Source organism: Streptomyces sp. NPDC058758, assembly GCF_042746075.1.
Classification (GTDB): Bacteria; Actinomycetota; Actinomycetes; order Streptomycetales; family Streptomycetaceae; genus Streptomyces.
Window position 1 is genome coordinate 1 of the sequence record NZ_JBHYPS010000029.1, and the last position, 10,682, is coordinate 10,682.

At 70.4% G+C, this 10,682-nt stretch carries 15 protein-coding genes; 5 read left to right on the forward strand and 10 right to left on the reverse strand.

The genetic code is table 11. The annotated features are described in order from the left end of the window. The coding region (locus ACFW6A_RS27740; RefSeq protein ID WP_386643663.1) for a hypothetical protein at nt 1-369 on the forward strand (369 nt) is incomplete at its 5' end. 178 nt (nt 370-547) lie between these two features. Here the strand turns inward: ACFW6A_RS27740 and ACFW6A_RS27745 are convergent. Next, nucleotides 548-733, reverse strand: a complete 186-nt coding sequence (locus tag ACFW6A_RS27745; RefSeq protein WP_386643666.1) for a hypothetical protein — start codon at nt 731-733, stop codon at nt 548-550. 235 nt (nt 734-968) lie between these two features. Between ACFW6A_RS27745 and ACFW6A_RS27750 the strand changes: the two genes are divergently transcribed. Then, complete coding sequence (locus tag ACFW6A_RS27750; protein ID WP_386643669.1) at nt 969-1,670, forward strand: hypothetical protein; 702 nt, start codon at nt 969-971, stop codon at nt 1,668-1,670. An 83-nt stretch (nt 1,671-1,753) separates the two neighbouring features. Here the strand turns inward: ACFW6A_RS27750 and ACFW6A_RS27755 are convergent, their stop codons facing one another. Next, the gene (locus tag ACFW6A_RS27755) at nt 1,754-2,125 is read right to left on the reverse strand and encodes a hypothetical protein (RefSeq protein ID WP_386643672.1); all 372 of its coding nucleotides are present in this window, start codon (nt 2,123-2,125) and stop codon (nt 1,754-1,756) included. A gap of 1,096 nt (nt 2,126-3,221) precedes the next feature. Beyond that, the gene (locus tag ACFW6A_RS27760; RefSeq protein ID WP_386643675.1) at nt 3,222-4,352 is read right to left on the reverse strand and encodes a hypothetical protein; all 1,131 of its coding nucleotides are present in this window, start codon (nt 4,350-4,352) and stop codon (nt 3,222-3,224) included. A 587-nt stretch (nt 4,353-4,939) separates the two neighbouring features. Here ACFW6A_RS27760 and ACFW6A_RS27765 point away from each other — a divergent pair. Further along, complete coding sequence (locus ACFW6A_RS27765; RefSeq protein WP_386643678.1) at nt 4,940-5,386, forward strand: hypothetical protein; 447 nt, start codon at nt 4,940-4,942, stop codon at nt 5,384-5,386. 690 nt (nt 5,387-6,076) lie between these two features. On the opposite strand, the gene ACFW6A_RS27770 is transcribed toward ACFW6A_RS27765, so the two are convergent. The 5 genes from ACFW6A_RS27770 to ACFW6A_RS27790 all read right to left on the reverse strand — a co-directional run bounded on the left by ACFW6A_RS27770 (nt 6,077) and on the right by ACFW6A_RS27790 (nt 8,698). Next, nucleotides 6,077-6,658, reverse strand: a complete 582-nt coding sequence (locus ACFW6A_RS27770; RefSeq protein WP_386643681.1) for an RICIN domain-containing protein — start codon at nt 6,656-6,658, stop codon at nt 6,077-6,079. Nucleotides 6,659-6,952: 294 nt separating this feature from the next. Then, a complete protein-coding gene (locus ACFW6A_RS27775; protein ID WP_386643684.1) occupies nt 6,953-7,252 on the reverse strand; it encodes a hypothetical protein in 300 nt (99 codons plus the stop codon). Then, nucleotides 7,249-7,947: a hypothetical protein gene (locus tag ACFW6A_RS27780; protein ID WP_386643687.1), complete on the reverse strand. Its 699-nt coding sequence runs from the start codon at nt 7,945-7,947 to the stop codon at nt 7,249-7,251. Before ACFW6A_RS27780 ends, ACFW6A_RS27775 begins: the two co-directional genes overlap by 4 nt. A gap of 110 nt (nt 7,948-8,057) precedes the next feature. Further along, on the reverse strand, nt 8,058-8,378 hold the full coding sequence (locus ACFW6A_RS27785; protein WP_386643690.1) for a relaxase domain-containing protein: 321 nt from the start codon (nt 8,376-8,378) through the stop codon (nt 8,058-8,060). Further along, a complete protein-coding gene (locus ACFW6A_RS27790) occupies nt 8,279-8,698 on the reverse strand; it encodes a relaxase domain-containing protein (RefSeq protein ID WP_386643992.1) in 420 nt (139 codons plus the stop codon). The genes ACFW6A_RS27785 and ACFW6A_RS27790 overlap by 100 nt, the downstream gene beginning before the upstream one ends. On the opposite strand from ACFW6A_RS27790, the gene ACFW6A_RS27795 reads away from it, so the two are divergent. Both ACFW6A_RS27795 and ACFW6A_RS27800 read left to right on the forward strand, forming a co-directional pair. Next, a complete protein-coding gene (locus tag ACFW6A_RS27795) occupies nt 8,646-8,777 on the forward strand; it encodes a hypothetical protein (protein ID WP_386644002.1) in 132 nt (43 codons plus the stop codon). The genes ACFW6A_RS27790 and ACFW6A_RS27795 overlap by 53 nt on opposite strands. Nucleotides 8,778-8,908: 131 nt before the next feature. Next, nucleotides 8,909-9,229 carry a hypothetical protein gene (locus ACFW6A_RS27800; RefSeq protein ID WP_386643693.1) on the forward strand — a complete coding sequence of 107 codons (321 nt, stop codon included), beginning with the start codon at nt 8,909-8,911 and terminating at the stop codon, nt 9,227-9,229. Here ACFW6A_RS27800 and ACFW6A_RS27805 read toward each other — a convergent pair. Further along, the gene (locus tag ACFW6A_RS27805; RefSeq protein ID WP_386643696.1) at nt 9,143-9,952 is read right to left on the reverse strand and encodes a hypothetical protein; all 810 of its coding nucleotides are present in this window, start codon (nt 9,950-9,952) and stop codon (nt 9,143-9,145) included. The genes ACFW6A_RS27800 and ACFW6A_RS27805 overlap by 87 nt on opposite strands. Nucleotides 9,953-10,172: 220 nt before the next feature. After that, nucleotides 10,173-10,682, reverse strand: a 510-nt coding sequence (locus tag ACFW6A_RS27810) for a tetratricopeptide repeat protein (protein WP_386643699.1), incomplete at its 5' end; no start/stop codon positions are given.

Consider the following 10,682-nt stretch of genomic DNA (forward strand, 5'->3'; position numbering starts at 1 on the left):
GGTGCCGCCATCGAGCAGATGCTGTTCACCACCGACTGGCTCACGGGCGTACGCGGCGCCGCGAACGCCACCCTCACCGAGCAGGCCGACTCCACATACAGGCTGGCGTACGCCCTGTCGGGCGGGGGCGAGCTCCATCCCGACGCGCACAGCGCCGCCCTCGCCAACCTCCTGCACAGCGTGACGCCGGGCATCGTCGCGTTCGCCCTGCACCACCTGCGCCCGCTCCTGCCCGACCTCACCGACGAACAGTGGACCCGTATCGACGCGGCCGCCGTCGCGCTGGACCTGCGGGTGTGCGAGGACCTCAGCGGCGCCAGCACCATCGAGGAGACCGCCGAGCCCACGTGCACGACGGATCGGGCCTGAGCGCGACGACTAGGGATTCCCCGCTCTGACGAGCCCCCGGGCCCGCGCGGGCCCGGGGGCTCGTGCGCTCGGCGCTGCAACGCGGTGATGCAACAGCAGCCCCCGATAGGGCGCCTGGCGCTTTCACCGCAGGTCAGACGCGCAACACGGCCCGGTGTTGCAGCAGCAGCCCGGGCGGCTAGCGGCGGCGCGGGATGGTCACCTGGACCTCCGCCAGGACGATGCCGGTCGCCGGGTCACGGTGACCGGGAACGTACAGGGCCCAGTCGGCCTCGCCGGCGGTGAGCCAGTCGCCCTTCCACGGGGCGTCGGTGGTCTCCAGCTCCCGACCGGCGAGCGGGCCACCCACGAAACGAACGATCACAGCGGTACCTCCACCCGGTGGCAGGACTTTCCCGCCTCCACCCCTTGGTGGGCCTCGGGCCGCGAAGGACAGCATCCGGACCGCCGAAAGAGTGGATCTGCCCTCGCGTACGTGGGCGCAGTTCTAGTCGTGTCAGCCCAACTTGCCTGATTCCAGGGTCTATTGACACGTTTTGGGTGTTCTGTCATGTTCTGTCGCCAAGGTTCAAGGCGAACGAGTGAGAGCGAGGAATCCCATGGCTCAGCGAACCGAGTACGACGAGGCCCAGGCCGCGAAGCGGCTGCACACGACGGTCGTGGTGCTGCGCTGGGCGCGGCACGTGGGCGTGGTCCCGGACCCGGACGTGCGCGGCTTCGCGTGGTCGCGGTCGGCGGTGGAGGCGATGGAGGCGATGGACGCGGCCGCCGTACGGGCTGCGATGCCGCGCGAGGCGATCTCGCCGTACGAGGCGGCGAACCGGATCGCGGCGGCGCTGGGTACGCCGAACAAGCCCGGCCAGCCGCCGGCGGTGTCCTCCTACGCGGTGAAGCGGCTGATCGCGCTGGGGCTCCTGGCCGACCTCAGTGCCCACCGGCGGTACAGCTCCCTCAACCCCGACCAGGTCGACCAGGTCGCCGCCCTGGAGGGTCTGGCCGGGCTGCTGCACCGTGAGGCGCCGCTCGGGCCGGAACAGGCCGCCGCCCGGCTCGGTGTCCGCCGGGTCGATTTCGAATGGATGCGCCGCCTGGGGTGGATCGCTCCGGTCTCCTTCGGCCGCGTCCAGTTCGGTGCGAGCAAGGCCGGCGCTGTCGACGTCCCGCGGTTCGCCGCCGGGCACGTCGACGACCTGCCCGGGGCTCACCCCGAGGTCGACTGGGCGCAGCTGCGCACCGTGGAGAAGGGCCGGCGCTCTCCGCTCGCGGCACTGTGCCCGCAGCCGGCGCCCGTACCGGCGTAAGCCTCCAGGGTCCGTACGCCCGCCCGCGTCCCGCACCGCCCGGAAAGGCGGCCCGGAACGCGGGCGGTCTTCTCGCGTGCCGCTCACGCCTGCCCGGCCGCCGGCTCCCACAGGGGTCGGCCGCGTCCGGTCCCGCTGCAGTGGAAGCACAGACCGCCGCCCGGCGTGCTGCGGGCGCCGACGGTGCCGGCGGCGTGACGAAAGAGCCGGGTGAGGCCCACCGCGTGCGCCTCGTGGAACGGGAGCTCCTGCCGTCTGCCGAGCGTGACCTCCAGCGCGACGCCGGGGCCGGTGAAGTGGGCCTGCATGCCCCCGGTGACCGCACGGAGCGTCTCGTTCACCTCGCGCATCGACTCCGCGCCGGACAGCTGCACACGGGCCGCGAGGACGGTGTCGTAGGCCGCGGCGAAGGACAGCAGCCCAGCCGGGCGGGCGAGCGACCCGACGCGGCCCACGGGGTCGGGATGGGTGTGATGGAGCTGGGCCAGGGCGTGCCACAGGTCGCCCGGCAGATCCTGGGGTGCGGGTCTCTTCTCGGCTACGTCTCATACGGCCTGTGTAGGGCCTCCTCGGGCCGGGGAGGCCGGGCAGGCCCGCACGTCCCGCGCGGTGGCACGGGGACTTCGGTGCCTGTTCCGCCCGACGGGCAGCCCGCCCCGCGCCATGAGAGGAGAAGGGCACCTCCCCTGCCCACAGGGGAGGTGTCGGCGGCCAAATCGGCTGACCCACGGCCCCTGGCCTGCGCAGACGCGTCACCGGCTCGGTGAGGCGTGCAACCGGTGACGCAACCTACCGCGCAACTGGCGACGCAACCTACTGCGCAACCGGTGGCGCAACCTGAACCGTACGCACACCAGGCTGTGACTGTGCACGGTAGATGACCACTTTGCAGGATTGATGGCCACAGCTTTCGCCCTACTTGGCCGGGCTGAGCAGGCTGGTTGGCCACGGGTCATGGCACTGATTAACCGCCGTGTGCTGCCGACCGCCCGGCTTCTGCTCCGGGCAGGCCCTCAGCGGGCGCCGGTGGCGGAGCGGGCATAGCCAACGGCACCACTCGACTGCCCATTCAGCTGGGGCAGGGCTTAGTGTGCCAAAGCGTGTCCTGGTACCAGTGGACGTCATCACCCACCTGAATGGGCTGCTTGCAGTGCGGACACATGGGCAGCTCCTCATCTTCAGAACTGAAGAACGGCTTGCTGTAGCTGAAACTCCTCGGCATCTCGCGAGCGTACAACCACATAGCACTCACTGGGCGTTGCGCTGCGTCCCGCACATCCGGATGTAACGCCCGGAGCCGGTCACGGGGCTTCGAGCAAGCTGCCCCCAGCTCGAATTGCGTTCTCGCTGGACCAGCGGTTCTACGCTGGCCAAGTAGCGTGCAAATCTTGGCCACCTACGGCGCACAGTCACACAGGCACCGGGTCAGTACCCGGGCGCGGCAAGGCCGGCCCTTTGCGTCACACGCCGTGGCGAGTGACCCAAGCAATGACCCTCGCAGGTCACAGCGGTGCGGGCAGGGCGGGGCGTGGCCGGTGGCGAAGGGAATCGTCAGGGTCGTCGGCGGAGCCAGCCGCGGCCCCTCTTCGCCTCGGGACCGTCCTGCGGCTCCGGCGGCGCGGCGGCCTCGAGGCGAGCGGCTTCGGCGGCGGCCTCCTGGCGGGCGACGTCGTCGGCGCGGCACGGGCCGCACACGGATTTGTCCCCGGCCCGGACGGCGGTCCGGTGCACGGTGATCTCCTCCCAGCGCTCGTCGCTGAACTTCCGCCCGCACCGCCTGCACACCGGGCGCTGCGCCTCCCGCTCAGCGGCCCGGCGCCGCTGGTCCTCCGCGTCCGCGCGGGCTTCCTGGGCGCGGTAGAGGGCGTGGCCGTCGGGATTGTCGAGCGCGTCCGTCAGCGTCTGCTCGGTAGTCCTCCCCAGCCGCCGCCACACCGCCGCCCCGGCCCCATGCTCCTGAAGCTGCTCCAGGGTGGTGACGACGACGGGCACCGCCTGACGGTAGTCGAGCGCGGTGATCGCCTTCTCGTAGAGGAAGTCACACCGGCGCGGCGCCCAGTAGCGCCGCCCGGCCTCCTCCAGCACGGCCACCGTGTTGGCGACCTTCGCCTCGGTGGTATCGGCGAACACGAACGCCACCGGGGCCAGGCCCTCGCGGCCGGTCGGCGGGTAGACCCGGCGCCACAGACGCTGCTCGTGCCCGACGCCCTCGATCGCGTCCGGCCGGGAGCGGACCAGGTCCACGGTGCGCTTGTCCGCATCCTTCGCCAGCAGACGGCCCCACTCCCAGTACCGGCGCAGCTTGACGACCAGGTCGTGCGCGTCCTCCGAGCGGCGGTCGACCTCCACCAGGAGCACGGGCACCCCGGCGTCCGGCGCCCGCACCACCAGGTCCGCCCGCTGCACATACCCGTCGGCAAGCCGGTGCCCGATCTCAGTCTGGAAGCCGAGCCGATGACCGATCCCTGCACGGTGGAGTTCGGCGGCCGTCGAGGTGACCGCCGCGGCGTGCTCGTCATAGCCGGCACCGAGCAGCTTCCCCGTCACCGGGTCGTACTTCTTCTCCCGCAGCCCCGAGACCCGTATGCCCTTCGGCTCCAGCAGTAGCTTCGCCTCGTCGTGTCCGCGCCTCGTCAGTACCCACACCTGCCGCTGGTCTCCCCGCACCGATTCGATCCGCACCAGGTGGTGGTCCTCCAGGTCCAGGAGGTTGTCCCGCGTGAGCTTGTCGTGCTGGTTACCCGGACGGGTCAGCTTCCACAGCTGGTCGGGCGTAGCCCTCTGGAAAATCCCCAGCGCCTACAGAAGCTCCCGGCGCCGGGGCCCGGTCGAGTTCTTCCGGTGCTGCGGACGCCTGGCTACATCTACATGAGGGATGTCGGCGCTACGACGGCCCCCTTTCCGCCGGGCCTGACCTGCAAAAACGCCCGGCTTCCGACGGCGCGGCACGGAGGGGGTGATGGAGGGGTCCACGGAGGGGTCCTGTCCGGCCGGGTCGAGGGGCTGCTCGGGCTCGTCTGCGGTGCTCGCCACAGGGCGCTCCTGGAGGTGGGGCGGGCCTGTCCCGCCATTCACCTTCTACAGGTGCGGAATTCGGGCTCCGTGTGACGCCGGCCTCGAAGAACCCCTCCGCCGTGACCGCATCGTGATCAACCCAGGGGGGAGAGTTCTCCCCCCTGGGCGGCCGGACTCTGTCCACAGGGCAGCAATCCGAGGGTGTTCTCAAGGCCGCCCCGATCAGCGGGGCGGCCCGATGATGAGGAGCACCCATGCCCGAGAACACCGTCACCGTGCCGCTCGCCCCGATGGAGCCGCAGGACGTCGCCGACGCCTTCACCTACATCCAGGCGATCCACGCCGACGACATCGACACCGCCGGCATGGTCGCCGACGACATCGGCCCGGAGCAGCTGTGCCGGATGCTCGTGGACGTCGCCGCCCGCGTCTTCATCCCCGTCACCGCCGAAGACGACCACGACGGGGAGCCGTGCGCGCACTCCTTCCTGGCCGCCGCGCTCGGACGGCTGCTGCTGGAGCTCTTGTGCCACGGCGTGTGCCTGGGCAACGCGCGGAACGTCGCCCGGACCATCATCCTGTTCACCGAGAACATCCTTACCGAGGACCACGGCGACGTCGGCGAGGTCCTGCGCCAGCTGGAGGCTGCGGGGATGAAGCAGGCGGTGGAAGCGCACCCGGCGGACCGCCCCACCGCGTAGCCGCACCTCCGAGAGGGTGGTGGTGCGGTGCGGCGCGCATCCCCGGCGCACCGCACCGCACCGCCCCGGTGCGCACCACAGGGCGCTGATGGCGCGGTCTCCCGGCGTCGCCGCACCGCGCCGGGGCCGCCACGGCTGGGCGGGCTCCTGTATCACACACCCCCTTGTCCGCGACCTGATCGCGAGCCGAAACCGGCGATGTCCAGGAGGAACGTCGCGGTAGCAGAGGTGGACAAGGGGGTGTAGCGGAGCCGGACAAGGGGGGCGCGCGTTCGGCCGCCCCCGGACAAGGGGGGCGGCGAGCGCGAGGGTGCCGAACAGGCTGGCGCCGGGCGAGCGAGTCCGTCGGCGGCAGGACGAGGGCCGGGACGAGCGCTGCGCTGCGCACTCGCCGCTCAGGGTCTGGCCCGGCACCGTTTTCACCAACTCGGTGCCGCGCTGGTGAAAACGGTGATGTTGGACGCACTCGAGGCACAAACCTTGACCGTGCTCCTCAGCCGACAGAAGGCGCTCCCCTAAACAACCGCCGGGGGCTTCGGCCTTCGCATTCCATACCGGCGCAGGCCGAATCCTCTTCTTACAGAAAGGGGGACGGGGCGTCGGAGGAGCAGAGGGTCGGGCGGAGTCGTAAGGTGTGGCCTGTGGTCAGTCGGCTTTGGACGGCCATGACCTCGGCAGATCCTCAGCGGTTCAGTAGCTCCACGCCTGGTAGCCGTTGAGGAAGGAATCGGTATTGCAGGTGTGCAGACGCAGACCGTTGTTGGCGCTGTAGTCGATGCACTGTCCAGTGGCCGCGTTCTTCCAGCTCACCCAACCGTCGATCGCGTTGTAGACCGACCACTTCTGGTAGCCGTTGTTGAAGCTCGCGTCGCTGCACGTGTGGGTGCGAACGTCGTAGTTGGTGCTGCCGTCGAGGCACTTGCCTGTAGCCACGTTCTTGAACTTGTAGTAGCCGTTCGAGACGGTCAACGAGAACCTCTGGTAGCCGTTGTCCATGCTCACAACGTCACACCCGTGCATCCGGAGCCCGTACGCGCTGCTGTCGTCCATGCAGGTTCCGTACATGCCGTTGGCGAAAACCATGTAGCTGCCGCTGGCGGCTGTTGATCCGGCACCGGCTGCCTCCGGCGCCTCAAAGGCTGGCGTGAAGTTGGCCGATATGGCGGGAGCCGGAGCACCCGGGCCCCCGTCCGAGGCCGCCGCGCTAGGTGCGGTGGCGAGCATGCCGATTATTCCGATGGCGGCGGCAGCCAGGGCAAAGGTCTTCCGCATGAGCGAAGTCTCCTGAATCATGGTGTATTCGACCGGTCTGAACGCTTCGCACCACACTCCCCCAGCGGTACGAAGAGGCGACCATGATCACGTTTTCATGATCGGAAGTAAAGAGTTGTACCAGCGCGGTGCGCACCACGGTGGAGTCCATCGTCGTCCGGCGCACCAAAGTAAAGTCCGCTCGCAGGAGCCCATCCGGCGGCGATGCGCAGTGTCGGGCGAGCTCCACTCAGTGGACGGTGCCGAGCGTCGTCACCGCAACCCGGCGCTGGAGTGCCGCGCCTGAGGCAGAGCTCAGGCGGCGCGGCGCGCGACGGCGTTGACGATCCGGTTCTGCCAAGGGCGGGGCCGGCGCGAGTTCCTGGTGGCGAGGCGGCGCTTGGCGACTTCCTGGAGTCGCTTCCGCTGCTCGCGCAGCTCCTTCTTCTTCGCCGCCTTCGACTTCGGCTTCCGCGGGCGCTTCCAGATCGGCTGCCATCCCACAGGCTCGTCGACGTCGGGCTCCTGGTCCTCGTCGAGCGCGGCGGCCATCTGCTCGCGGGCGGCGCGGGTGAGTGCTTCGTCGGGGTTGGGGCGTTCTTCCGGGGTGTTCACATGACTCCTCCTGTGGTTCGGCCCGGCGTGTGCTGGGTGCCGGGCTGCTGGGTGTACTGCGGCGGGGCCGTCGCCGGGGCGGTCTGCGGACGCGGGCCGTGAGCGGCTTCGCGCGCCCGCTGGCTGTCCTGGAGCGTGGCGGCCACCTTCGCGGCGGCGGCTTCCAAGGTCTGGCGGGTCTGCTCCACCGCGTCGACGCCGGTCTCCGGCTCCGGCAGGCGGCCGTCCTTCCGGCCGTCTCGGAAGGGCCGCGGATACGACGACCTCGAGGCGGCGGGCACCGCGACGCTGTACGGGCGGGGGCGGGGGCGCGAGCCCAGGTGCTCTGCTCGCCGCGCGGCGTGGACCCGGGCGGCCAGGGCGCCGGCGGCGAGGCGGGCCCGCTCGTACGGCGGGGCGGTCCGCTTGCGGGTCAGCGGGCGCAGCACGGCCTGGTCCTCGGTGTCGCGCGGGTACAGGGCCCGCAGGTCGGCAGTCATCCTCCGACCGCGCCCGACAGGGCGGGTGAAGTCATCGAGGGCCGCCTGCACGATCCACTCGTCCAGGCCGGGTTCGTGGCGGCGGCCGCGCAGGGCGTAGGCGAGGTGGCGGCGGGCCTCGGCGAGCAGGTGGTGGCGCGCGAACGCGCCGCGCATCACGTAGACCACGGCGACGGTGTCCACGGCCGCCAGGACGACGTCGACGACCGGCCGCACCCGCGCCCACACTGCCGCGGCCGCCGCCCGCGCCCGCTCGGCGAGCCGGTCGACGACGTCGGCGCCGAACGCCCGGATCGCGGAGTCCCGCCACCGCTTACGCAGCTCGGTCAGTGACAGCAGCTCGGTGCGCTTGGGCGGGCGGGTCCGGTCGGCGGCCTGACAGGCCAGTGCGTAGCCGGCCTTCTCCCCCGGCGGGTGCCCCTGGCGTTCTTCGTACTTGTCGGTGAGAAGGGGCAGCGGTCCTCGATCTGCTGGCGGCGGGTCGACTGCCAGCCGATCAGCCGCCGGTCGATCCCCGCGATTCCCATGACCGGCCGGCGGCCCGGGGTCACCTCGCGCGGCTCCCACGCCCACCCGAGCCGGAAGGACACCTCCTCCATGAAGTGGAGGGTGTAGAGGGTGTCGGCCGCGACGATGTGGGCCAGCATCGTGCCGGCGGAGAGGTTGCCCGCGTCCCGTCCGGCCGCCGGGCGCGGATCGAGACGACCGCGTGGTCGTGGAGCAGCGGCTTCGACTCGGCAGCGCGGAACTCGTAGTGCCGGAACACCGCGACAACCAGCCCGTCCTTCACCGGCCGGCGGTGCTTGCCGCCGCTCCCCCACCGGATCTGCGCAACGGACTCCTTCAGCCACGCCAGCGTCTTGTCCCGGGCGACGTCCTGGCACGACTCCAGTACGAGACGGGTCTCGTCGTCGGTGAGCGCCCACGCGATGTGGGCCGTCGGCGGGGCCCGGAAGACCAGGTCCATCGCCAGCCACCAGGTGATCATGAACGGCCCCAGCTATCGGCCCAACAAGCGCCCCAAGAACCCCAGCGACAAGCCCTGACTACCCAGATTCCATTGCTCGCAGGGGCGCCGAGATGGCTGGCCAGCAGCTCGCCGGCGCTCCTGCCTCGTTGTCCTTGCCGCGTGAGAGGCTGCCCGGCGACACCAGGACACGGATGGAGAGCTGGCGGGATGGGTTTCGAGGGCGAAGTCTGGCGACTGATGCGGCAGGAGGAACTGCTCGGCGAGATCGTGATCGACGAGGTCGACTTTCCATGGCTGAACGGTCGCTTCGTTCCAACCCCGACGTTCGGAGAGGTGAAGCCGTGGTTCGACGAGTCGCTGGCTCTGCTGGAGGCAGAGGAGTACGAGCGGTTCGACGACTTCCACGACCGGATCGCGGACGCCTTGTCGCTGGTGGCCCCGTCAGGTCCGGTCGCACAGTTCCTTCTGCACATCAGTGACGGTCGTGCTTGGTTCAGGTGGAGTGACGAACCATTCGACGATGTCTGAGCCCGCCAGGCCCTGGGGAATTACGCCGTCGTCGACAGCGACGGAGTTCTCGACGAAATGGCGCTCCCGCTGTCCGGCCAGGCGCCGCCCGTCACGGCTCTCGCCGATCCACGCGTTCTTCTTCGTGTTCACGTCGAAGTGGTCGACCGCGCGTGCGATCAACAGCCCTCCCGGCGCGAAGACGTGCAGCTCCCGGCGGGTACTTCCGTCCGCCTTGCCGTAGGTGTAGGCCTGCCCGTCGTCGGTCTCGTACTTCTCCGTCTTGGCAGGCGGTGCCGCTTCCCAGCGTTGCCCCGACTCACGGCCGCGGGCCTGATCGAGCATCCCCCGCCCGTACGGAGAGCGCAGCCGGTCGGACAGGCCGTCGCTGGTCCAGTCGAAGGGCTGACCGGTCTCGGGGTCCCGCCACGCGTCGATCGCCTGCGCGCCAGCCCGGGCCTGCTCGGCACCCTGCCCCGCACGCATGGCCGTCACCAGCAGCGAAGTCCCGGCGTGGAAAATACCCCACCGGTACCGATCCGGTCCCGGCACGGATGCGGTCTCGAACCGGGCGACGACGAGCGCCTCCCCGACGAGCTCTGCCTCATGGCACCGGCCGGCACGGGAACGCGCGACGTCCCGCCGCTGTTCGGCCTGGTCCCTGTTCTCGGAGACCCGGTAGGCGTCTCCCCCGCCACACCAGTGCTCGCGCACTTCCTCCGGCGTCGAAAACCGCTCCCCCACGCGTGACCTCCCTGCGGCACCGCACCTGACACGGCACCGACGGATGCGCGCGTCACTGCTGTACCCAACGGACGCAATCGATCAAGGTCACCAAACCACGATCAATTACCGGGCCACAACCACTTCCATCAGCCCCGGCACTCCAGCCCGGTCACGGCATGCGCGAGCACAGCCAGCCCGACGTCTTCAAGCTCCGCGCCGATGGCCAAGAAGCGGTTGGCTATACCTTTCCCTGTGGAAGGGATCTAAGCCAAGCGGCAACATCCAGCGAACGTCGTAGGTCTGCGTCGAACCGCTCCGGGGTCGCCTCCGCCAGCACGCGGTAGTGGTGTACGGCTTCCTCGATCGCGGCCAGGGCCTCCGGCCTCCGCCCCACATCCCCCAGGCGAGTGGACAGGTTGTTCAGGGACGCGGCGAGGGCGGGCAGGTAGGCCTCCGGGGTCGTCTCGGCCAGTGTGCGGCGGATGCGTACGGCCTCCTCGATCGCGGCCAGCCCCTCCGGTTGCCGCCCCACATTCGCCAGACAGGCGGACAGGTTGTTCAGGGACATGGCGAGGTCGGGCAGGTAGGCCTCCGGGGTCGTCTCGGCGAGCGCGCGGTAATGGCGTACGGCTTCCTCGATCGCGGCCAGCCCCTCCGGTTGCCGCCCCACATCCGCCAGACAGGCGGACAGGTTGTTCAGGGACATGGCGAGGTCGGGCAGGTAGGCCTCCGGGGTCGTCTCGGCCAC